Source organism: Proteocatella sp. QWL-06 (assembly GCF_058684135.1).
On the sequence record NZ_CM178755.1, the window covers coordinates 725,888 to 749,643 of the forward strand.

The 23,756-nt window shown below is 42.1% G+C and carries 13 protein-coding genes and 2 riboswitches; of the genes, 10 read left to right on the plus strand and 3 right to left on the minus strand.

All coding sequences use genetic code 11. From position 1 onward, the window contains the following. Window positions 1-72 precede the first annotated feature (72 nt). Window positions 73-255, plus strand: a riboswitch (cobalamin riboswitch). Between the two features lie 148 nt (window positions 256-403). The 10 genes from AC4PGZ_RS03465 (at window position 404) to selB (ending at window position 20,736) form a co-directional block, all read left to right on the plus strand. Then, on the plus strand, window positions 404-1,387 hold the full coding sequence (locus AC4PGZ_RS03465; protein ID WP_492159654.1) for a prenyltransferase/squalene oxidase repeat-containing protein: 984 nt from the start codon (window positions 404-406) through the stop codon (window positions 1,385-1,387). Further along, window positions 1,384-2,127 carry a DUF4430 domain-containing protein gene (locus AC4PGZ_RS03470; RefSeq protein ID WP_492159655.1) on the plus strand — a complete coding sequence of 248 codons (744 nt, stop codon included), beginning with the start codon at window positions 1,384-1,386 and terminating at the stop codon, window positions 2,125-2,127. The genes AC4PGZ_RS03465 and AC4PGZ_RS03470 overlap by 4 nt, the downstream gene beginning before the upstream one ends. 2 nt (window positions 2,128-2,129) lie before the next feature. Then, entirely contained in the window at window positions 2,130-3,020 is an 891-nt protein-coding gene (locus AC4PGZ_RS03475; protein WP_492159656.1) for an energy-coupling factor transporter transmembrane component T, read from the plus strand. Then, a complete protein-coding gene (locus AC4PGZ_RS03480; protein WP_492159657.1) occupies window positions 2,993-5,506 on the plus strand; it encodes an ATP-binding cassette domain-containing protein in 2,514 nt (837 codons plus the stop codon). Before AC4PGZ_RS03475 ends, AC4PGZ_RS03480 begins: the two co-directional genes overlap by 28 nt. Before the next feature lie 18 nt (window positions 5,507-5,524). Further along, window positions 5,525-8,701: a DUF4430 domain-containing protein gene (locus AC4PGZ_RS03485; protein WP_492159658.1), complete on the plus strand. Its 3,177-nt coding sequence runs from the start codon at window positions 5,525-5,527 to the stop codon at window positions 8,699-8,701. 33 nt (window positions 8,702-8,734) lie between these two features. Next, a riboswitch (cobalamin riboswitch) is annotated at window positions 8,735-8,918 on the plus strand. A gap of 230 nt (window positions 8,919-9,148) precedes the next feature. Further along, window positions 9,149-14,725, plus strand: coding sequence for a leucine-rich repeat protein (locus AC4PGZ_RS03490; RefSeq protein WP_492159659.1), 5,577 nt, complete (start codon window positions 9,149-9,151; stop codon window positions 14,723-14,725). A 146-nt stretch (window positions 14,726-14,871) separates the two neighbouring features. Further along, on the plus strand, window positions 14,872-16,362 hold the full coding sequence (gene glpK / locus AC4PGZ_RS03495) for a glycerol kinase GlpK (RefSeq protein WP_492159660.1): 1,491 nt from the start codon (window positions 14,872-14,874) through the stop codon (window positions 16,360-16,362). Window positions 16,363-16,373: 11 nt separating this feature from the next. Next, window positions 16,374-17,411, plus strand: coding sequence for a selenide, water dikinase SelD (gene selD / locus AC4PGZ_RS03500; protein WP_492159661.1), 1,038 nt, complete (start codon window positions 16,374-16,376; stop codon window positions 17,409-17,411). 38 nt (window positions 17,412-17,449) lie between these two features. Continuing rightward, the gene (selA, locus tag AC4PGZ_RS03505) at window positions 17,450-18,841 is read left to right on the plus strand and encodes an L-seryl-tRNA(Sec) selenium transferase (RefSeq protein WP_492159662.1); all 1,392 of its coding nucleotides are present in this window, start codon (window positions 17,450-17,452) and stop codon (window positions 18,839-18,841) included. A 17-nt stretch (window positions 18,842-18,858) separates the two neighbouring features. Then, a complete protein-coding gene (gene selB, locus AC4PGZ_RS03510) occupies window positions 18,859-20,736 on the plus strand; it encodes a selenocysteine-specific translation elongation factor (protein ID WP_492159663.1) in 1,878 nt (625 codons plus the stop codon). A gap of 86 nt (window positions 20,737-20,822) precedes the next feature. Here the strand turns inward: selB and AC4PGZ_RS03515 are convergent, their stop codons facing one another. From AC4PGZ_RS03515 to AC4PGZ_RS03525, 3 genes are all read right to left on the minus strand, one after another. After that, the gene (locus tag AC4PGZ_RS03515; protein WP_492159664.1) at window positions 20,823-21,539 is read right to left on the minus strand and encodes a LytR/AlgR family response regulator transcription factor; all 717 of its coding nucleotides are present in this window, start codon (window positions 21,537-21,539) and stop codon (window positions 20,823-20,825) included. Window positions 21,540-21,754: 215 nt separating this feature from the next. Further along, entirely contained in the window at window positions 21,755-22,171 is a 417-nt protein-coding gene (locus AC4PGZ_RS03520; RefSeq protein WP_492160243.1) for a 2-thiouracil desulfurase family protein, read from the minus strand. A gap of 262 nt (window positions 22,172-22,433) precedes the next feature. Continuing rightward, on the minus strand, window positions 22,434-23,555 hold the full coding sequence (locus tag AC4PGZ_RS03525; RefSeq protein WP_492159665.1) for an RNA-guided endonuclease InsQ/TnpB family protein: 1,122 nt from the start codon (window positions 23,553-23,555) through the stop codon (window positions 22,434-22,436). Window positions 23,556-23,756 lie beyond the last annotated feature (201 nt).

Below are 23,756 nucleotides of genomic sequence, written 5' to 3' on the forward strand. Positions count from 1 at the left end.
TTTTATTAAACAAGTTATTTGACAGAAACTTTAATAAGGGTGTATAATAGTACATATTAAAAGAAAAATTAAAAATATATATATTCAATTGGTCGACAACAGTCGATAAAAGGGAATCGGGTGCAAAGCCCGGACAGACCTGCTGCCGTAATAAGCGAGCTTTTTGCAAGGCATAGCCAACCACTGGGAAACTGGGAAGGTGCAAACAGCGTTAGAGCTTAGAGTCGGAATACCTGCCATTTGAATTGCGTAAGAATACTTCACAGGGAACTGAGGTGCGCAGAAAACTTATAATCGGGTAACCAATGATAATTGGTTTTATTTTTACTTATCTGGTATTAGGGACTCTGACTTCACTATGTGGATTCAGAGTTTTTTTATGCCATAAAAAAAGGAGGAAAATATGAAAAAATTGAAAACTGCATTTTTGCTTATAATGTCAATTATAATTATGATGTCATCATATTCGAATTCTCTGGCTTATACCAGAAGTGACCTGAATTCAAAAATAAGCACAACATCTGCAGTTATATTGAAAACTGTTTCAAAACCGGAGGTGTCTTCTCTTGGAGGAGAGTGGGTAATTTTGGGTCTTTCCAGAGGTGAAATTAAAGTTCCTGAAAAGTATTATGAAAACTATTATAAGAATGTAGAAAGCGCAGTAAAATCTAAAAAAGGTGTTCTGCACGATAAAAAATACACAGAATATTCAAGAGTTATATTGGCTCTTACAGCCATAGGAAAAGATCCTTCTGATGTATCGGGATACAATCTTCTTGAAAAACTTGCAGATTTTGAAAAAGTAACTCTGCAGGGAATAAATGGACCTGTATTTGCGCTTCTTGCTCTTGATAGTGGCGCATATGAAATGCCATTTAACAAATCGGCAAAGACGAATGCGACACGAGAACTTTATCTTGACTATATACTGAAAAAACAGCTTTCAGATGGGGGATTTGCTCTTTCAGGCAATACAGCAGATCCAGATATTACAGCAATGGCACTGCAGGCGCTGGCAAAATATCAGGAAAGAAAAGACGTCAAAATGGCAACTCAGAAGGCTCTAAGCTGCCTGTCAAAAATTCAGAAGTCCGATGGAGGTTTTGAAAGCTGGGGCAGCGTGAACCTTGAAAGCAGTACCCAGGTTCTGACAGCACTTTGTGAACTTGGGATATCAGATAAGGACAGGCGTTTTATTAAAAATGGAAAAACTGTTGCTGATAATGTGCTTTCATATTATACAAAAAATGGATTCCTCCATGTAAGGAATGGCAAAGGGAATACCCTTATGGCAACAGAACAGGCTTTTTATTCGCTTGTTGGGCTTCAACGAGTATTGGATTCAAAAACATCGCTTTACAGAATGAATGAGAAGGGAACAAAATGAAAAAAAAATATTTAAAAATAATATTAATGGTTCTTATAGTTTCAATATCTTTGATATTTACATCTGGATGTTCAAATAATGACATATCAGAAGAAAGTGCAATCAAAACGGAAGACAGCATAAGCACTGAAGAACAAAATCATTCTCTCAAAGAAGCGACTTCAGATGGAAAAGATATAGATGAAGCTCCTGTAACAGAAAGCCGTGAAAAAGATGACATTGTTCCTGAAACAGCTCCAGAAGCTAAAACTGAAAAGAAGGATGTGAACAGCGAATCGTCAGCTCAGGGACCTCCGCCAGTAGAGCCACAGGAAGCAATAATAGAAGAAAGGGTTCTTCATTGTGTCATATCTATAGAATGCAGTACGATACTGAACAATATGGAGGTATTAGATCCTGACAAAGTTGAACTTGTGCCAGAAGACGGTGTTATAATGCCTGCACAGAAAATTAGCTTTAATGAAGGAGAATCAGTATTTGACGTTCTTCAGAGAGCTACACGAGAAAACAAGATTCACATGGAATTTGAAGATACGCCTGTATATAATTCAGCATATATAGAAGGCATTCATAATCTTTATGAGTTTGACTGTGGAGAGCTTTCCGGGTGGATGTACAAGGTTAATGGCTGGTTTCCTAATTATGGCTGCAGCAGATATCAGCTAAGTGATGGGGATGTTATCGAGTGGGTATACACCTGTGACCTGGGAAGAGATGTTGGAAGTGAGGTATCGGAATAAATATGGCAGATGAATTTTCAAGATTCCATCCCGCAGTAATTATAACTTACTTCGTTTTTGTAATAGGATTCTCCATGTTTCTCATGCATCCTGTATGCCTTGCAATCTCAATGTTAACAGGAATCTCATATTCCGTTATTTTGAACGGGGAAAAAAATGTAAGGTTAAATCTGAGATTCATGCTACCTGTTATGATTGTGACATCACTTATAAACCCGGCTTTCAATCACGAAGGTGCAACGATACTTACGTACCTGAGTAACGGAAATCCTATCACGCTGGAATCGATAACCTATGGGATGGCGTCAGCTGCGATGCTGATATCTGTCATAACATGGTTTTCGTGCTATAACGCAGTTATGACATCAGATAAATTCGTATATATATTCGGCAGAATAATACCTTCTCTGTCCTTGATATTTTCCATGGTGCTTAGATTCGTACCAAGATTCAGGGCACAGATAAAAGAAATAGCGCTTTCTCAAAGATGCACAGGCAAAGATGTGTCATATGGAAGGATAACAGAGAGGATTAGAAATGCCATAATGATTATATCAGTTATGGTCACATGGTCACTTGAAAATTCGATAGAAACTTCGGATTCGATGAAATCAAGAGGGTATGGGCTCAAAGGAAGAACTGCCTTTTCTATATTCAAGTTTGACACAAGAGATTTAGTCGTACTTATGAACATACTTTTTTTTTCAGGAACAACAATCATATTTACAGCAAATCAAATTCTCAGTTTCAGCTATTTTCCTTCAATGAAGGGAACAAAAGCAGATATTTCAAGTCTGGCAGGATTTGGATCATACTTTTTGCTCTGTGCTGTACCGATTATTATAGACATATGGGAGGGATGGAGATGGAAACATACTCAATTAAAAATCTAAGCTTCACATATCCCGATAGAACGTATGAAGCTCTTTCTCGAATTGATCTTGACATAAAAAGCGGGGAATTCATAACGATATGCGGAAGGTCAGGCTGTGGCAAGTCCACTCTGCTGAGGCATCTCAAGACAGTGCTTTCTCCGCACGGTATAAGAACCGGTGACATATACTTTGAGGGGAGGCTGCTTTCAGAGATGGGACAGCGTGAGCAGAGCTCGCTTATAGGATATGTGCTTCAGTCTCCCGAAAACCAGACAGTTACTGATAAGGTATGGCATGAACTGGCATTCGGACTCGAAAGCCTCGGAATGGAGACTTCTCTTATAAGAAGAAGAGTGGCAGAGATGGCAAGTTTTTTCGGAATTCAGGAATGGTTTCACAAAAATGTCAGTGAGCTTTCGGGAGGGCAGAAACAGCTGCTCAGCCTTGCGTCAATTATGGCAATGCAGCCAAAAGTAATTGTACTCGACGAACCTACAAGCCAGCTTGATCCTATTGCTGCATCAGATTTTATTGAAACTATAGCAAGGATTAACAGAGAATTAGGCATAACGGTAGTAATGACAGAGCACAGGCTCGAGGAAGTGCTTCCACTTTCTGACCGGGTAATTGTTATGGATGATGGAAAGATAATATCTGATGCAGATCCATCGGAAACGGGAATGATACTGAGCAAAATGAAGCACAGCATGTTCAGTGCGATGCCGTCTCCGATGAGAATATATTCAGCAGTTCAGGAAGGGAATAAATGTCCGGTCACGGTTCGTGAAGGAAGGCAGTGGCTCAGTGAGATATCACAAGGAAGAAAACTTGTAAAAACTTGCACAGATACGCAGTCTGAAGCCTTGAGTGGAGAAAAGGAAAAAAGCTTTAAAAAAGAAGATATAGCAGTTGAGTTAAGAGAGCTCTGGTTCAGATATGAAAAACAGCTTCCGGATACGGTTAAAGGACTTTCTCTCAAAATCAAGAGGGGAGAATTTTATGCCATGCTTGGAGGCAACGGCACAGGAAAATCAACCACGCTTTCACTTCTTTCGGGGATAAGAAGACCATACAGAGGGAAAGTAATCATCGATGGCAGGGAAATTGAGAAAATCTCGCATTCAGAAAGGTTCGATGGTCTGCTCGGTGTCCTTCCTCAGAACCCTCAGACTCTGTTCGTGAAAAAAACAGTATATGAGGAGCTGAAAGAAGCTCTTGCGAATAAAAAATATGAAGCTGAAATGATAAATGAGAGGATTGATGAGGTATGCAGGATTTGCGAACTGGAAAACCTTCTTGATTCGCATCCATATGATCTTTCGGGTGGAGAACAGCAGAGAGCGGCCCTTGCAAAAATACTTCTAATGGATCCTCAGATACTGCTGCTTGACGAACCTACAAAGGGACTTGATGCTCATTTCAAGAGCAAACTCGCATTGATTCTCAAGAAACTCCAGAAAGATGAAACTACAATAATTATGGTTTCACATGACATCGAATTCTGCGCCCGGCATGCAGACAGATGCGGTATGTTTTTTGATGGCTGCGTAGTTTCTGAAGATATACCGCTAAAATTCTTTTCAGGGAACAGTTTCTATACTACTGCCAGCAACCGGATGTCAAGGCATATAATCCCGGATGCTGTAACAGAAGAAGACGTGATCACAGCATTTGGAGGAAAACTTCCGGAGAAAGAAAAAAATATAGAGGAATTTGAATACAGGAAAAAGCGAATACCTCCGCCAGCTGATAGGAAAATGATGAAATCCGAAAATAAAATCCAGATTGAAGTTGAAAATAGAAAGCTACCCAAGAGGACTTTTGCAGCATCAATAATGATACTTGTAGCAATTCCCCTTACAATCTGGTTTGGTATATATTATCTCGATGATAGAAAATACTATTTTATAAGCTCGATGGTGATACTTGAAACCCTTATTCCATTCATGATGGTTTTTGAGAGCAGAAAACCACAGGCAAGAGAACTGGTCATAATATCGGTAATCTGCGCAATAGCAGTGGCTGGCAGGACCGCATTCTTCATGATACCTCAGTTCAAGCCCGTTGTTGCGATAGTGATAATTGCCGGAGTCTGCTTTGGAGGAGAGGCGGGGTTTCTGGTAGGAGCTGTGACAGGATTTGTCTCTAACTTCTTTTTTGGACAGGGTCCATATACTCCCTGGCAGATGTTCGCCTTTGGAATTATAGGATTTCTTGCAGGCCTTTTTTTCAGAAAAGGGCTGCTACTTCGAGATAAAAAATCACTCTGCATATTCGGGGGTATCTCTACGTTCATTATATACGGCGGGCTTATGAACCCGGCAGCAGTAATAATATTTCAGGAAAAGGTAAACATGGAGATGATACTTGCTTCATATTTTACAGGAATCCCTTTTGATCTGGTGCATGCAGCATCTACAGTTATATTTCTTTATATAATGGCAGAGCCTATGCTTGAAAAACTGGACAGGATTAAACAAAAATATGGATTGATTGAAAGTTGATTTTAAACAGGAGGAAAAATGAAAAAGAGATTGAAAAATATCATATCCACGCTTCTTGTCATGGCTATGATGATTACAGGCACAGGCACAGGATATGCCGAATCAGGAGATTCTTATCAGGAAGGCAATCTGGCACAGAGCCAGCAGGAAATATCACTTCCGGACATAGACACATTAACGACTACCCCTTCAGTGATGACCATCCAGGTAGATGGGATAGAATCTATCAAGAAGAATATAGTAGAATCATATGAAACAGATTTCCAGGAGAATACTTCTGCGCTTGATTTTCTTAAGCAGGAGCTTGATAAAAGGTCGGTACCCTATAACATACAGTCGAGTTCATATGGAGACTATGTGACTTCGATAGATAGTCAGGATGCTGGATATTTCGGAGGCTGGGATGGCTGGATGTATCAGGTAAACGGAGATTCTCCCTGGGTGGGCGCAAGTGCTTATATAATGAAGCCGGGAGACTTTCTGAGGTTCTATTACAGCGGCAGCGCAAACTTTGGCAGCAGCACAGAAACAGATGCAGTAAAGCAGGAATTCAAGGTTAATGTGACGCTTACCGGCGACAGATTCACAGAGCAGGCAACAGAAGCTGAAAACTGGGACATACAAGTAGGCACTACAAACCTCACAATCAAGGATATAACATTAAAGAGCAGCCAGGCAGCAGAGCTTGTTTTTTCGGGAAAACCCAAGGATGGGGAACTAAGCATACTTCCAAAGCCGGAAGCACTTGAAGGCGGGGGCGTGAGTGAATGGACCCAGCCGGTAAAGATAATGACAGGCTACAGGCCGTCTCTTGAAAGAGCCATAGGTTATATTGAAAGTTCAAAAACTGAGTTCAGATATGGCGATGAGTGGCAGTTAATGACACTTTCAAGAGCGAACAACAAGCCGGAATCAGAAAGCATGAACGCCTATTATAATGACGTGTACAGCAAAATCAGCTCAAATGAATCATCAGTTAGCATAGGCGATTATGTAAGAATAATAATTGCACTCACATCAACAGGCAAAGACGCAGAGGATTTTGCAGGCAATAACCTGCTTCAGGAGCTTGCGGATTATGATGAAGTGTCAAAGTCTGGAATATATGGGCATATAAATGCGCTCATGGCTATGAACAGCCATGATTATGCTATTCCTGTGCAAAATGGTATTGCAAATCAAAATACGGAGCAGAAGATGGTAGACTACATCCTCAGCCAGGAGCTCGATTCCGGAGGATGGTCATGGTCGACAGAAATTGATGTCGATACCACTGCAATGGTAATCCAGGCTCTGGCACCATATTACAGAGCTGGTGATACAGAGGTAGTATCAGCTGTAAACGATGCGCTTCCAAAACTTTCTGAGCTTCAGAAACAGGATGGTGATTATGAAAGCTGGGGAACCCTAAACTCAATGACTACTGCACAGGTCCTTGTTGCACTCTGTGAAATCGGCATGGATCCCTTAGATACTAAATCTGGATTTATAAAGGATGGATCGTCACTGATAGATGGAATCCTAAAGTATCAGACAGAAAGCGGCGGGTTCAAGTATGCACTTGCAGATCAGGAAATAAACAGTGGTGCAACAATTCAGGCTGCGTATGCGCTTTCAGCATATGACAGGTTTAAAAATGACAAAAACAGTCTTTATGACATGTCTGACACCGAGCTAAGTCCTTACAGCGTACCATCAGACCCTGGTGGAGAACCATCTCAGGGCAGCGGAGAAGATATAATTAGTGGTGACAAAACGGTAACTATTTCAATTGATAAAAAATCAATAGGCAAAGGGTATGTACTGAATGCTACGGATGTAAAGATAAACAGCGGCGATACAGTATGGAATGCTACAAGGAGAATACTCGATAAAGAGGGAATCTCTTATGAAACATCAGGAAGCAGTGACAGCATATATATAAAATCCATAGCTGAAGATGGGGAATTTGATCATGGAGCAAAAAGCGGGTGGATGTATCTGGTAAACGGAGTAGCTGTAACAAGACCGGCAGGACAGCATATTCTTACAGGTGGAGAAACCGTGCAGTGGAGATACACCAAAAACCTTGGCGAGGATATCGGCCAGGACAACTCATCATGGGGAGGATCCGGAGTCGATGTGACAGGAACGGTCGGAGATGACTCAAGTCTGACAGTCAATCCACAGGCCAAAGTTACCAAAGGCGAAGCCATAGCTGAGATAGACAAGGCTCAGGTAGAAAGCATGCTGAAGCAGAGCCAGGAAAAGAATCTCACTCATCTTGTAATAGAACCAGAGACAAAGAGCAGCGAAGCTGTAGAGTCCATGTCAGTGATTCTTGAAAAAGCCTCAGCAGAAAAGATAGCAGCATCAGAAAAAGCTGTACTCAGGATAAAAACACAGCTTGGGGATATCGTGCTTGCAAATGATGTCCTAAGGGAGCTCGCCGGTCAAAAAGCAAATACGGTGACGCTTACGGTTAAAAAGAACAAAAAAGAAGGAACGGATTTTGAAATAAGATTAGGACTTAATGTACTGACAGACCTCACAGCAGGATTCACTGCAGTACTTCCGCTTGACAATGAAACCACAGATTCAACAGTGGCAGTCCAGATAATGCCGGATTCATCAAAGAAGATGCTGATGAAATCAGCAGCAGATGGAAAACAGATAAAGGCTGTGCTTTTCGGTTCAGCAACAGTTGCATCGATGCAGAATGAAAAATCTTTTACAGACACAGACGGTCACTGGGGAGCATCTGCCATAGAGTTTGCATCCGCAAGAGGCATACTCAGAGGAACGGCAGAAAACCAGTTCTCGCCGGATTCAGAAATGAACAGGGCTATGCTCGTTACACTGCTCCACAGATTTGATGATGAAAGACAGTCTGACGGAGAAAACTATGCAGACGTAAATCCAGCGGCATACTATTCACATGCAGCGCAGTGGGCAAAGCAGAACTCAATAGTATCTGCGGATGAAAAGAACTTCAATCCAGGCACTAAGGTCACAAGACAGATGCTTGCAGAGATGATATACAGCTACGCCGTATATTCAGGAGAGGCGGCATCAAGCGAATCAGCGGTTGATTACTGCGTGAGCAGAGGGATACTTGTCGGAAAGAGCGAAGGCTCCCTCAATCTTGGGGACACTACAACAAGAGCCGAGGTATCAGCGATAATTCAGAGATACGTTGCACATACTCTTAAATAGAAGCAAATTAAATAAATTTTGAATTACAGAATTAAATATATATTAACAATTGGTCATCATAAGTGATAATAGGGAACTGAGTGAAAATCTCAGACAGACCTGCTGCCGTGATAAGCGAGTTGTTTGCAAGGCGAAAGCCATCCACTGGGAAACTGGGAAGGAGCAAAACAGCATTTGAGCTTTAAGTCGGAATACCTGCCAAGTTGTTCGCGTCAAAAAAACTTCACAGGGAATTGAAGTACGCAGATTATTTTGTTATGTTGAGGCATCTTTTTGTGATGTCCACGATTTAAGATATCTGTTAAAAATGCTTTGATTTCATTATTTTTGAGATCAAGGTATTTTTTTGCAGAAAAACATAGCAGCGTACATAGCAATATCTCTTACCAATGCTTTGGCCTTTTATGACAAAAGGCTTGACATATAACCAAAATGAAGGAGGAAATCATGAAAAAAACATTTAAAAGACTTACCGCAGTATGCATTACGGCAATAATGTTATTCACAAATATGGGTTTTGCTGAAACAGATGATATTCAAAATATGCCTGATCAGGAGTCAGTGGTTTATGAGGAGGACTCTTTAAGGGACTCTGTTATAAGCGGTTTTGAATTTTCAGCAGAAACAACGACAGGAAGTGTACCTGCAGTAGAGATGAATATACAGGACGTGTCTGAAGAAATTCCTTATGAATTTGATTCGGAAAATGGAGTAATCACAGGATACAAGGGGGGAGAACCGCCTGAAAGTATTGTGATACCAGAAACCATAGATGGAGTAAAGGTAAAGGGGATAGGAGTAAAGGCATTTTACTTTTCGAGCTACGGGGGTAAAATAAAAACAAAAATAAAGAGCGTTCAATTTCCAGAAGGACTGGAATATATTGATGAATGGGCTTTTCAGGGAAACCTCATAGAGGATCTTATAATCCCGGATTCTGTAACTGAAATCAGGAAGCGTACCTTCTGGGGAAATAAGATTTCATCAATAACTCTCTCGAAAAACCTCGTAAGCATAGGAGATGATGCCTTTGAGGAAAATCTGATTAGCGATATTGAACTGCCCTCAAGTCTGGAATCAATAGGCTCAAATGCATTTAAGAATAATAATATAGGAAGCATAATACTTCCTGAAAATCTCAAAAAAATTGGATCTTGTGCATTTACATTCAATGCAATTGATGAAATTGAAATCCCTGATTCGGTGAATGATCTGCCTGTAAAAAGCAATCGAACTTTTTGGAGAAGCAACACAAAACAGGCGGACGGTGTTCAGAAATTCACAAAAATATATACAAGTAATGATTATGTTACAGAGGAAAACACACAGGGAATAGTGAATCCTGCTTCAGTGACTTTAACTTATGTTTCAGAGGAAGGCAAAGAATTAAAAGATCCAGTTGTTATAACAGGGAAGGAAATCAAAACAGTACAGGATGGAAAACTCATAGATGGTAGTGGAAGGATGTTGCAGGATTATAAAACACCTTCAAATAACTATAAGGATTATAATTTCGTAAAAGAACTTTCAGATAATTATTTCAAAATTGGAAGTGAATATAAGATTGAAGCAGAAGAGATACCTGGATATAGCACGCCAGAGCCTGTTATAATAAAGCTCGAAAAAGAAAATACATTACAATTCGTGTATCCTTTTGCAGGGACTAAAAAACTGACATTGAATGGGTCTGGACTAAGTAGCTCAGAATATGGAGACATAGGCATAAATACTCAGGTAAAAGTAACCATACTGCCTCCTGTCGGGCAAAAAATCGACACATTTATGATAAACGGAATTGACAGAAAATCAGAAATACAGTATAAAGAGCTTGAATACAGCTACAGCTTCAAAATGCAGGAAGATACTTTAGTAGATGTAACTTATACAAAAGATGAAACTGTCTACGATGAAGAATTGAAACTGGAAATTGATAAAACGAATCTTGAACTTGGAGAAAAAGCGCAGCTATCAGCAGTCTATAGAGGCGAAGCAGTTGATTTTTCTGCCTCGGGAATAACCTGGTCTGCAACTCCTGAAGATGTACTGAGCATAGATTCAAATACAGGAGAAGTAAGAGCTATAAAATCAGGTACTGTGATTCTTACCGGAATGATGAAAAATCGTCCTGAAATGATTAAGAGCTTCAATATTGATGTAGCATCATTTGCGGTAAAAGTAAGAGTAGAAGCAAATAACAGAACAATTGCTCCATCTGCCATGACTTCCATAACAAGTCTGGATTTAAGCAAATATGGGATAAGTACAAAATTTACAGAGCCAAAACCAATTCATGCGATAATTTATGCACTTGAAAATACGGGAATAGACTGTACAGATTCAAAAAATGGGATAAGTCATGGTGGAGGAAGCTATATATCCATGATAGATGGACTTAAGACATACAGTACAAGCTATTATGATGGCTGGATGTATTATGTAAATAACCAGTTTGTAAGCGAAGGAGTAGGAGACTACCATATAAATAAGAATGATTCTGTTACGGTATTCTTTACAGAAGATTATATGAAAAACTGGTTTTCGTGGTTTGACAGTGAATCAGCAGATATCGATATAAATGAGCAGATAACATTGAACCTCAGCGGAAACTTCTTCAATATGTATACAAATGAAACTGATTCGGGAAAAATCGAAGGCGCAAGTATACTGATTAACGACATTCCGCATGAAGTAGAAGGAAGCCTGGTAAAGACGGATCAGAATGGAAATGCCTCATTGAGTTTTGCAAAAAGCGGAATATATTCAATATCAGCAGAAAAAAAGGATGAAAAAACAGGAAGAAGGATCCTCACAAGGCCATACTGCATTATAAGAGTAAATGAGCCTGCGCAGGGGATTGAAGAAAGATACAAAGCTGCACTTGACGAATCTATAGAATATATTTTTACTAACAAACAGCAACCTTCTCTTTTTGATGAATGGTCGATGCTTACCATGGCAAGAGGTGAATATCCATTAAGCAGAGAATATGTTGATTCATATTTGCAAAATGTAGAATCTCAAACAGCAGAACTGAAGAATGCAACAGACTATGCAAGAGTAATTCTGTCATTTACGTCTTTAGCCAAGGATATCGAAAATGTAGGCGATGTGAATTTTCTTCAGAAAATGTCAGACTATGACTATGTAAAAAAACAGGGAATAAATGGACCGGTATTTACACTGATTGCGCTTAACAGCTATGGTTATCAGATACCGACAGTTCAAGGTGTATCCATTCAAAACAGTAAGGAAATGATGATTGATTACATCCTTGAAAAAGAGGTAGCAGGTGGAGGCTGGACATTGTATGGAAGCAAAGCGGATCCTGATATAAGCGCTATGGCAATACAGGCATTGGCTCCATATTACAGGGCTGGAGACAAAGAAGTAGTAGCTTCTGTTGACAGAGCTTTGGCTGTTCTTGGAAATCTGCAGGAAGCAGATGGGGATTACAAAAGCTGGGGAACTTCAAATCCAGAAAGTGCAGCTCAGGTGCTTGTAGCTCTTTGCGAAATTGGAAAAGATCCGCTGCATGAAAACAACGGATTTGTCAAGGATGGAAAGACTCTCTTAGATGGCATCCTGAAATATTATGTTGAGGGAGGAGGCTTCAAGCACTCTCTTAAGGACACTAAAGCAAACAGCATGGCCACAGACCAATGTACATATGCACTTGTGGCATATGATCGATTCGTTAACGGTAAAAGCGGCCTATATGATATGTCTGATGTTCAGTTTACTATTGATAAGACTGAGCTGAATGAACAGATTAAAATTGCAGATTCAAAGGATATGAAAAAATATACTTTATCATCCTGGAGTGCAATGAAGTCAATATATGATGAGGCAATAATAATTTCATCAAGCCAAGTATCAAAGCAGGGTGAAATTGAAAGAGTTTCTAAAAAGCTAAAGGAGTCTTTAGAAGCTCTGGAAGAAAAAACAATTGAAAGACCAGGGATGGAAGATGGAAAGGTTACTATACCTGCGGATGAGGACAAAAATTATGAAGTAGTAGTAGATGGAAATAGTAGCGTTGAAATTGCAATACCTGCATATACTCAGAGTGTGATTTCAATTAAATTAGACAAAGAAGGCGAAATATCGGAAATAAAGGCATCAAAAGGAAAGCATAAACTCGAGATTCCAGAAGGAACAACGGTAGAAAAAGAACCTGGGAACTTGGAAATATTTGGAACCAGGACAGACTCTGAAAAGTCAGTAATACAGAATGATTTAAAAGAATTGCTTGAGAAAACAGATGAAAAAATCAAGTCAGTTAAAATTGAAGAGGTTTTCAGCTTTGGAGCATCGGAAAAAATTCAATTCAGTAATTATGTTGAAATTGTATTTGCTGATATGGCAGGGAAAAATGCTGCGTATATTGACAATTCAGGGATGCATATGATAGAAAAAGTTGCAGATGATTCAGCGGGAGTTTCTAAGACAGAGTATGCATTTGACAGGGGAACAGATCTTGTAATCAAAACAAAGCACTTTACTGATTTTGTCGCATTTACTCTGGATAAACAGTCTACAGAACCGGGTGGAAACAATGAAGATACAACAAGGAAAACTGTAACTATTTCAGTAGATAAAAAAACCATAAACAAAGGCTATGTTATAAATCCCGTAACAGTTGAAATTGAAAATGGCGATTCGGTATGGGACGTAACAAAGAGGGAGATAGAAAAAAGGGGAATTTCTATGACATATGAAAATAATTCTTCATATGGCAGCGTATATGTAAAATCGATAGATGGAGACGGAGAATTTGATCACGGACAAAACAGTGGATGGATGTATTGCGTTGACGGAGTATATCCAAGCTACGGATCAAGCTCGTTTAAGTTAAATGGTGGAGAAAACGTTCAGTGGAGATATACAAAAAACCTTGGGGAAGATCTTGGTCAGGACAACTCATCGTGGGGAGGCGGCGGAGGGTCTTCCGTATCTTCGGACATTGATGATTTGAAAAGTACAGTAATAAGACCACAGGCCAAAGTTACCAAAGGCGAAGCCATAGCTGAGATAGACAAGGCTCAGGTAGAAAGCATGCTGAAGCAGAGCCAGGAAAAGAATCTCACTCATCTTGTAATAGAACCAGAGACAAAGAGCAGCGAAGCTGTAGAGTCCATGTCAGTGATTCTTGAAAAAGCCTCAGCAGAAAAGATAGCAGCATCAGAAAAAGCTGTACTCAGGATAAAAACACAGCTTGGGGATATCGTGCTTGCAAATGATGTCCTAAGGGAGCTCGCCGGTCAAAAAGCAAATACGGTGACGCTTACGGTTAAAAAGAACAAAAAAGAAGGAACGGATTTTGAAATAAGATTAGGACTTAATGTACTGACAGACCTCACAGCAGGATTCACTGCAGTACTTCCGCTTGACAATGAAACCACAGATTCAACAGTGGCAGTCCAGATAATGCCGGATTCATCAAAGAAGATGCTGATGAAATCAGCAGCAGATGGAAAACAGATAAAGGCTGTGCTTTTCGGTTCAGCAACAGTTGCATCGATGCAGAATGAAAAATCTTTTACAGACACAGACGGTCACTGGGGAGCATCTGCCATAGAGTTTGCATCCGCAAGAGGCATACTCAGAGGAACGGCAGAAAACCAGTTCTCGCCGGATTCAGAAATGAACAGGGCTATGCTCGTTACACTGCTCCACAGATTTGATGATGAAAGACAGTCTGACGGAGAAAACTATGCAGACGTAAATCCAGCGGCATACTATTCACATGCAGCGCAGTGGGCAAAGCAGAACTCAATAGTATCTGCGGATGAAAAAAACTTCAATCCAGGCACTAAGGTCACAAGACAGATGCTTGCAGAGATGATATACAGCTACGCCATATATTCAGGAGAGGCGGCATCAAGCGAATCAGCGGTTGATTACTGCGTGAGCAGAGGGATACTTGTCGGAAAGAGCGAAGGCTCCCTCAATCTTGAGGACACTACAACAAGAGCCGAGGTATCAGCGATAATTCAGAGATATGTTGCACAGACTCTTAAATAGTATGTAATAAAAAATAAGTTCAGAATGATTTGAAAAGGCACAGGAATCATAACCCAGGTGTCTTTTCTTTTTTTATATTTCATTTTAAAAAATCATCATATATGTTAAAATAGTACATAACGAAATGATTATACAGGAGAGTGTATATGAAATATATAGTGGCACTTGATCAGGGGACAACAAGCTCCCGCGCGATAATATTCGATCATGATCAGAACATAATATCAACCAGCCAGAAGGAGTTCACCCAGATCTATCCAAAAGAGGGCTGGGTGGAGCATGACCCTATGGAAATCTGGGCGACGCAGTACGGAGTCCTTCAGGAGGCAATGGCAAAAAAGAATATAAGCCCTGAGGACGTAGCGGCTATAGGGATAACAAACCAGAGAGAGACGACCATAATATGGGATAAAAACACGGGAAGGCCAGTGCACAATGCCATAGTGTGGCAGTGCAGGCGTACCGCGTCCATATGCGACAGCCTCAAGCAGACAGATGGATTTGAGGACTACGTAAGGCAGAATACAGGGCTCGTGATAGATGCCTATTTTTCTGCGACCAAGATAAAATGGATCCTCGACAATGTCGAAGGCGCAAGAGAAAAAGCAGAGAGAGGAGAGCTTCTCTTTGGCACTGTAGACACCTGGCTGCTCTGGAATCTCACAGACAGAGAGGTATTCGTGACGGATTATACAAACGCATCAAGAACGATGCTGTTCAACATAAAGACCCTCAGATGGGACGAAAAGATACTGGAGATGCTGGATATTCCAGCTTCCATGCTGCCACAGGTAAAAAATTCCTCGCAGGTCTACGGCTATGCAGGCCTCGGGCAGCAGGGACGTAAAGTGCCAGTCGCAGGGATAGCAGGAGACCAGCAGGCAGCGCTATTCGGACAGGCATGCTTTGAGCAGGGACAGGCCAAGAACACCTACGGCACAGGCTGCTTCATACTCATGAACACGGGCGAAAAGTTCGTAAAGAGCAGCAACGGGCTGCTTACCACGATTGCCATAGGGATTGATGACAGGGTGACCTATGCCCTCGAAGGCTCGGTATTCATAGCAGGGGCAGTGGTGCAGTGGCTCAGAGACGAGCTTAGGCTCATAGACAGCGCTTCAGAGACAGAGCGGCTTGCGCAGAGCGTGTCCGATTCAGGAGGAGTATACCTCGTGCCTGCATTCACAGGGCTTGGAGCGCCGCACTGGGACATGTATGCCAGAGGCACCATCACTGGCATAACTAGAGGCACCGGCAGGAGCCACATAGTAAGGGCTGCGCTTGAGTCAATCGCATATCAGACCAGAGACGTACTCGATGCAATGATGCAGGACACGGGCATAAACCTCAAATCGCTCAAGGTAGACGGAGGAGCATCGCAGAACAACTTCCTGATGCAGTTCCAGGCAGACATCCTGGGCAAAGAAGTAGACCGTCCGGTAGTCACAGAGACCACGGCGCTTGGAGCGGCATATCTTGCAGGCCTCGCCACCGGATTCTGGAAAAGCAGGGATGAGATAGCTCAGAAGTGGTCGATGGACCGCAAATTCATGCCAGTCATGAACATAGATGAAAGAGAAGCAAGATATTCAAAATGGAAAAAAGCAGTCACCAGAGCGACCCTCTGGGAAGAATAGAAGGGAAAATTATGAAAAACGTAAAGCTGACACAGATGACAAGAGCAGCCGGCTGAGCTGCCAAGATAGGGCCAAAGGATTTGGCCAGCGTACTCACAGTAATACCAAAGGTAAGCCATGAAAAGCTGATAGTAGGCCTTGAGACCTCAGACGATGCCGCCGTATACAAGGTATCAGATGACAAGGCGATAATACTCACCCTGGATTTCTTCACCCCGGTGGTGGATGACCCATACACATTCGGAAAGATAGCAGCGGCAAATTCGCTCTCAGACATATATGCTATGGGAGGAGAACCCACAGTCGCCATGAACATCGTATGCTTCCCGCAGTGCGAGGACATGGCTATCCTCAGAGAGATTCTCAGGGGAGGCTCCGACAAGGTCACAGAATCAGGAGCCATACTCGTAGGAGGGCATACCGTGGATGACATGGAGCCTAAATACGGACTATCGGTAACAGGAGAGGTTCATCCCGACAAGGTAAGAGCCAATTCCCACGTGGAAGTCGGTGACGTTCTCATACTCACAAAGCCGATTGGAACCGGGATACTGAATACCGCCATAAAGGGAGAAATCGCAGACGAGCAGGATTATGAAGAGGCAGTACTCGTTATGGAGTATCTCAACAAATATCCGGCAGACGCTCTCAAGAAGATAGACGTAAACGGAGTAACAGATGTAACAGGCTTCGGGCTTCTCGGGCATGTGCTTGAGATGGCAAAAGGCTCAGGTTGCAGCATAGAGATAGACGGTGAATCCGTGCCTATGCTCAGAAACGCGAGAGAATATGCAAACATGGGGATAATCCCGGCAGGAATGTACAAGAACCTGGACTACATCTCACCGGATGTACATGTAACTGAGGGAGTAAAGCAGGACATACTGGACGTGCTCTATGATCCTCAGACCTCAGGCGGCCTCCTCATAAGCGTGCCGCAGCAAAGAGCATCAGAGCTCATAGAGGAGCTCAGGAACTGCAAGGCTCTCTGCTATGATATAATTGGAAGAGCTGTAGAGAAAAAGGAAAAATACGTAATCGTAAAATAGAAACGGAACAACTCAAACAGAAAAGGAAATAACTGAAAATGAAAAAACATCTGCTAAGAGAATTGCCGTCAGTAGACGTGATATCCAGAAACAGTGAGATCGAAGCCCTGAGCCAGAGTATAGATCAGGAGTATCTTACAGAGATAATAAGAGAAGAGACCGCAAACATCAGGGCCCTTATACTGGAAGACAAGTACGAGCATGACAACATAAACACTCAGGAGCTCATAGAAAACATAAAAAACAGGCTGAGCAGCGACTTTGACTTCGGGCTCAAAAAAGTAATAAACGGAACAGGCGTAGTACTTCACACAAATCTTGGACGTGCTCCCATGCCGCTCGCAATAAAAGAAAAATTCGAGAATATACTATATGGATACTGCAACCTTGAATATGACATCGAAAAAGGCGCAAGAGGCTCAAGACATGACCACCTCAAGGAACTCATACTCAAGCTCACAGGTGCAGAAGACGTGATAGTTGTTAACAATAACGCCGCAGCAGTGATGCTCGTGCTTTCCACTATGTGTGCAGGCAGAGAGGTAATAGTATCAAGAGGAGAGCTCGTTGAGATAGGCGGCTCATTCAGGATACCAAAGGTAATGCAGCACAGCGGAGCCTTCCTCCGAGAAGTAGGGAGCACCAACAAGACCCACCTCAGAGACTACGAAGAAGAGATAAATGAAAACACAGCCGCGCTGATGAAGGTGCACACGAGCAACTTCAGGATGATGGGCTTTACTGAATCTGTATCCATCAAGGACCTGAGGCCGCTTGCAGACAAGCACAATCTTCCGATAATAGATGACCTTGGAAGCGGAGTGTTCATAGACCTTCGCAGATACGGCCTCGAATACGAGCCTACCATACTGGACTCGCTCGCTCAGGGATCAGACATAGTGACCTTCAGCGGAGACAAGCTGCTCGGAGGACCACAGTGCGGAGTGATCGTCGGCAAGGCGAAATATATATCCATGATGAAGAAGAACAATCTTCTCAGGGCCCTCAGGGTCGACAAGATGACTATATCTGCGCTTGCGATGACGCTGAGCCTTTACCTTGACAAGGAAAACCTCGAAAAGAACGTGCCCGTGCTGTCAATGCTCTCACAGGAGCCGGAGCAGCTGAAAGAAAAAGCTCAGCGGCTGCTTGATATGACAGCTGATCATAGTCTCAGGGCAGATATCAGGATCGAAGTCTCAAAATCACAGGTTGGAGGAGGCTCGCTTCCTGCGCAGTACATGGATTCATATTCAGTCGCAGTAAACCCTTCCGAAATGTCGGTAAATGAGCTCGAACAGAAGATGAGGCTTACCGAGCCGCATATAGTGGGAAGGATAGCAAACGAGACATATTACCTCGATGTCAGATCGATATTTGAAGAAGAGCTTTCGGCAGTGAGCGCAAAACTGTCAGAAATACTAAAATAGACTCGAAAGGGAATAAGATGAAACACATAATAGTAGGTACAGCAGGTCACATAGACCATGGAAAGACCACGCTCATTAGAGCCCTTACAGGAATAAATACGGACAGGCTTGAAGAAGAACAGAAGAGGGGAATATCCATCGACCTTGGATTCTCCCATTTTGACATATCTCCCGAAGAGAGAATAGGGATAATAGACGTTCCGGGCCACGAGAAATTCCTCAAGAACATGCTCGCAGGAGTAGCCGGCATGGATCTTGTAATGCTTGTGGTAGCTGCGGACGAAGGCGTAATGCCTCAGACCAGGGAGCATCTTGACATACTCGATCTCATAGGCCTGAAAAAAGGAATAATCGTAATAACCAAGATAGACAATGTCGAAGAAGACTTTCTGCCGCTCGTAGAAGACGACATAAGGATGTCCGTAGAGGGCACTTTCCTTGAAGACGCCCCGTGCGCATTCGTGGACTCTATTTCGAGAAAGGGCCTTGACGATCTTGTAGAGCTCATAAAAAAGGTCAGCGAAGAGGTAGAAGGCCGAAACGAAGACGCTCCGGTAAGGATGTATATAGACAGGATATTCAGCGTAAAGGGCTTCGGAAGCGTAGTTACGGGAACCCTCGTAGAAGGCACCATAAAGCCGGACGATGAGCTCGTCATATATCCAAAGGAGATGAAGGCAAAGGTAAGGGGAGTGCAGGTGCATTCGCTTCCGGCAAAGGCAGCCTATGCAGGGCAGAGAGTAGCCATAAACCTTTCAAACGTTGAAAAGGACAAGCTCGAGAGAGGAGACATACTCGCAGCTCCAAATTCAATGAGTCCTACCATGATGATAGACTGCAAGATAAAAGTTATAAAAGATGCCAGCAAAGACATCGAGCACTGGGACAGAGTAAGGCTCTACCATGGAGCAAGAGAAATCCTGGGAAGGATAGTGCCGCTTGAGGGAAGCTTTATAAAAAGAGGAGAAGAAGGCTACGCACAGATTCGACTCGAAGAAAAGCTCGCATGCAAGGCGCTCGACAAGATAGTGATAAGAATGTACTCACCTATGGAGACAATCGGTGGTGGGGTAATCCTTGATGCAAACCCGAAAAAACATTCAAGCGCAGACAACGGCCTCGTGGAGACTTTCCAGATAAAAGAAGAAGGATCGCCAAAGGATGTGATCGAAAACTTCCTGGGATCCGCAAAGGATTTTGTGAGCATACCAGAGATCAACGAAAAGCTTACACTTTCAACGGATCACATAAAAGAGCAGGTTCAGGAGCTTGAAAAGGAAGGCAAAGTAATGACTGTCGGAGCCTATGTAATCCACGATGCAAACTTCAGAAAAATTGCAGAAAACGGAGAAAAGATACTCAGCCAGTATCATGGGCAGAACCCTCTCAAGCAGGGAATGAGCAGAGAAGAATTCAAGTCAAGGCTGAATCTTAAGCTAAAGCCAAAGGAGTATGACGTATTCCTGGAGCAGCTCATGAAGCTCAAGGAAATAACCGTGAACCAGAGCATAATAAAGCTAAGCAGCTTTGAGATAGTATATACACCGGAAAAACAGAAGATAAAAGACTCGATCATGAAGCGTCTCACAGATGAAAATCTTACCCCGAGCCTCGTGAAGGACTATGTGGACACAAAAGAAAAAGAAGAAGTAATAGAAGGCCTTCTCGAAGAACAGCTCATAGTGAGAGTCAGCGAGGATCTGATATATGAAAAGAAGGTAGTGGACACTCTTCAGGAAGAAGTTAGGGAAATGATAAAGGCAAACAATGGCATGACGATGAATGATTTCAGAGACAGGTACGGCCTCAGCCGTAAATTCACCATAGCGCTGCTCGACTACTTTGACAGGATCAAGTTCACGAGAAGAGTAGGCGAAAAAAGGCTGCTTTTCTAAAAAACTCAAAAAATGTAAAATGAAAAAACAAATAAAACCTGACTTTCAGAAGAGCACCTCAGCTCACTCATAAAAGTCAGGTTTTTCTATTTATCATCCATGAACATAAGGTTCATATAATCACTTCTCACCATTGTATACAGCGCTCTTGATACAGGGACAGAAAGCCCCTGATGAGTAGTAACCCATCCAGAGCTCATCTCATTTATCTGATAGAGATTCACTATGAAGGAGCGGTGAACCTTCACGAACTCAGGCCTTGAAAGCAGGATCTCCTCAAATTCGGAGAGCTTTGCATGAGCTTCGCGGATGCTCCCGTCAGAAAGATGGAAATATAAAGTCTTGTTCATAACCTCGACGCATGACAGCCTTGAAAAAAGTATATTCATTATTCCGCTTCGGGTCTTTACCATGATTCCCTCAGGAATACTCTGAATTTCAGCATAAAGTTCATCAAGAAGCGCGAACAGGCGATTTTCATCAACCGGCTTGAGGATATAGTCCTTAGCCTTTACCAGGTAGCTCTCAACTGCAAATTCAGGCGAGGATGTCAGAAACACAATCTTGGCATCAGAGTCAAAGCTGCGAATCTCTTTTGCAGCATCCATACCGCTCATTGAAGGCATAAGTATATCCAGAAGATAGAGCGAAAACCCGCCGCCTCTTGCAGCTGCGACCATGTCTATTCCGCTTCCAAAAGTTCTGTATGCAAGAACCGCAGAACGTTCATTCCTGTATCTGTCAAGCAGCTTGCAGATCTTGTCTATCTCGCAAAGTTCATCGTCACAGACAGCTATATTCATGCAGGTCACCTCCAATAATATTCTTATATATAATAATACCACATTTCACGCCTTTATCTACTACATTTCACGCCAAAACCCTCAAAAACCAGTAGAAAAGTGTTATTATTTAATGATAATGCAGTATCAAGAGGGGTAGTATTATAAACATAGAAAAGCAGAGTCCGTCCGGGGGTTAAGGTACAGGCTCTGCTTTTATCATTTCAGCGAAGATATTAAATATCTTCATCGCATATCACGGTAATTCCGGATTCCTGCAAAATCCTTGCAGTCATTCCCATTCCAGGAACCAGTCTTCCCTCAAAGGTTCCATCATATACCCTGCCGAACCCGCACGAAGGGCTCTGGGACTTGAGTATGGCTATCGGACAGTTGAACAGCCTTGCAACAGAGAGCGTTTCCATTGCACCTTTCCTAAAGAAGTCAGTCACATCATTTCCTTGAGAATCGATGATAAGGCCGTCGCATATTTCCGCTGGATTTCTTGGAGTGGCAAGCCCCCCAAGCTGTTCAGGACAAACAGGAATAAGGTTGTATCTGTTCCTTAGTTCGACTATCTTTTCGCTTATATTATTGCCTCCGGAATATTTGCAATTAAGCCCCAAAAGACAGGCACTGACCAGAATGTTCATCAAAACTTTTCCTCTTTTCCAACATATGTATTGTATATTCTTCAACAATATAATTATACAGTAGCATATAAAAAAAATAAAGGAAAAATTAAACATCAAAATATTTTTAATGTCAACCACCCCCACTTAACCCCAAAGGGGTTTGAAGATGGGGGCTTGTAACTCACCAGTGGTGCAGGTGCCTTCGGCTCCCACCTCTTGTCGCAGATAACTGCGTGTGGTTACATCATGGGCAGGCTGACAACTACCCGGACACCTTCGGCTATACCGAAAGCATCACTTCAGCGATGTACTCTATTCCTTTGCGCTGAAGATTCATTGCACCTATACGGTCATCGTTGGATGTGTAGGCGCATGTCTTGCAAGTGAAAGTATGTGTATTTTTGTTACGGTTAGCTTTCTCCGTATGCCCGCATTTAGGACATGTTTGGGAGGTGTATTTCGGGTCTACCACAACTACTTTGGACCCTGAACGCAGTGCCTTGTATTCGAGCATCTGTCTCAGCTGGTAGAAGGCCCAAGAAACACTGTAGTATCTGTCTTTGCGTTGTACCTTTTCAGTCTGGCTTCTTATGCCGGTGAGGTCTTCTATTACAAAGAGAGTACCTTCTATACTGCCGGAAACGAGTGCCTTACTGACCTTATGATTAATATCAGTCATCCAACGGTTTTCTCTGTTTCCAAGCTTTTTAAGGCGCCTTCTTGATGAAGCGGTTTTTGTCTGTTGTAGTGATTTTCTAGTTTTGGTAAACTTGGCTCTCTTGTCTTTGATATGCCTACCTTCAAAGAAGTTTGTCTTACCCGCAGAGTCATAGGATACCGCAAGAAAGTTCATGCCAAAGTCGATACCTACTATATTGCGGACTGAATTGTCTTCAAGTATTGGGGTTTCTTTCTTAACTGCAATATGCAGGAAGAACTTATCTTTCTTGTAGATAAGGGTAGCTGTGCCGAAATTCCATGAACCGTCAAAATACTGCTTCATACCTTTTATTTCAAAAGGAAGCTTGATTCTCTTATCGAGAGTACCTATGGAGAGCATACCGTTTTTAGTGAACGAGTAGTCCCTTCCGTAGGAATACTGGAATTTTGGAGTCTTGTATACTGCGAGAGTCTTCTCGCCATTTGACTTCATGGAAGCGTAGCTTCCAGCTACAACAGAACATACATTGCAGGCCATTTGGGACTTTAGACCATATTGCTGTCTGAGGTCTGAGTATGTCATTTTCTGCAGTTTCTTAAAGGAGGTAATGAAACCATTATCGTATGCAACTCTTGACGCATGGTTGAGTCCAGCTTTTACAGCTTTTAAAGTCTCAATAAGTTGAGCTTTTTGGACAAAATCCGGATAAAGCTTTACTTTTGCAGTAATAATGAGTTCCATAACGAGCACCTCCTTTGTGTTTTTTATTTCATTAATATGTGTATATTATACTGCATTACTGAATAAAATACAAGTGTTTATAGAGAGAAGACAGACAAAAAAAAACGGCAATTCCTCCCTCCACTTTAGAAGTGGGGGAATCCTTGCCTAAGAGCTTGAATATTTTAAAAACAAAATAGGAGAAATCTGTTTTATAAAAAA

Excerpts from the sequence above, each read along its gene's own strand:
- AC4PGZ_RS03515 (WP_492159664.1), bottom strand. The coding sequence starts at position 21,539 with ATGAATATAGCTGTCTGTGACGATGAACTTTGCGAGATAGACAAGATC.
- AC4PGZ_RS03470 (WP_492159655.1), top strand. The coding sequence starts at position 1,384 with ATGAAAAAAAAATATTTAAAAATAATATTAATGGTTCTTATAGTTTCA.
- AC4PGZ_RS03520 (WP_492160243.1), bottom strand. The coding sequence starts at position 22,171 with ATGAACATTCTGGTCAGTGCCTGTCTTTTGGGGCTTAATTGCAAATAT.
- AC4PGZ_RS03485 (WP_492159658.1), top strand. The coding sequence starts at position 5,525 with ATGAAAAAGAGATTGAAAAATATCATATCCACGCTTCTTGTCATGGCT.
- AC4PGZ_RS03525 (WP_492159665.1), bottom strand. The coding sequence starts at position 23,555 with ATGGAACTCATTATTACTGCAAAAGTAAAGCTTTATCCGGATTTTGTC.
- AC4PGZ_RS03480 (WP_492159657.1), top strand. The coding sequence starts at position 2,993 with ATGGAAACATACTCAATTAAAAATCTAAGCTTCACATATCCCGATAGA.
- AC4PGZ_RS03475 (WP_492159656.1), top strand. The coding sequence starts at position 2,130 with ATGGCAGATGAATTTTCAAGATTCCATCCCGCAGTAATTATAACTTAC.
- AC4PGZ_RS03490 (WP_492159659.1), top strand. The coding sequence starts at position 9,149 with ATGAAAAAAACATTTAAAAGACTTACCGCAGTATGCATTACGGCAATA.
- glpK (WP_492159660.1), top strand. The coding sequence starts at position 14,872 with ATGAAATATATAGTGGCACTTGATCAGGGGACAACAAGCTCCCGCGCG.
- selA (WP_492159662.1), top strand. The coding sequence starts at position 17,450 with ATGAAAAAACATCTGCTAAGAGAATTGCCGTCAGTAGACGTGATATCC.
- AC4PGZ_RS03465 (WP_492159654.1), top strand. The coding sequence starts at position 404 with ATGAAAAAATTGAAAACTGCATTTTTGCTTATAATGTCAATTATAATT.
- selB (WP_492159663.1), top strand. The coding sequence starts at position 18,859 with ATGAAACACATAATAGTAGGTACAGCAGGTCACATAGACCATGGAAAG.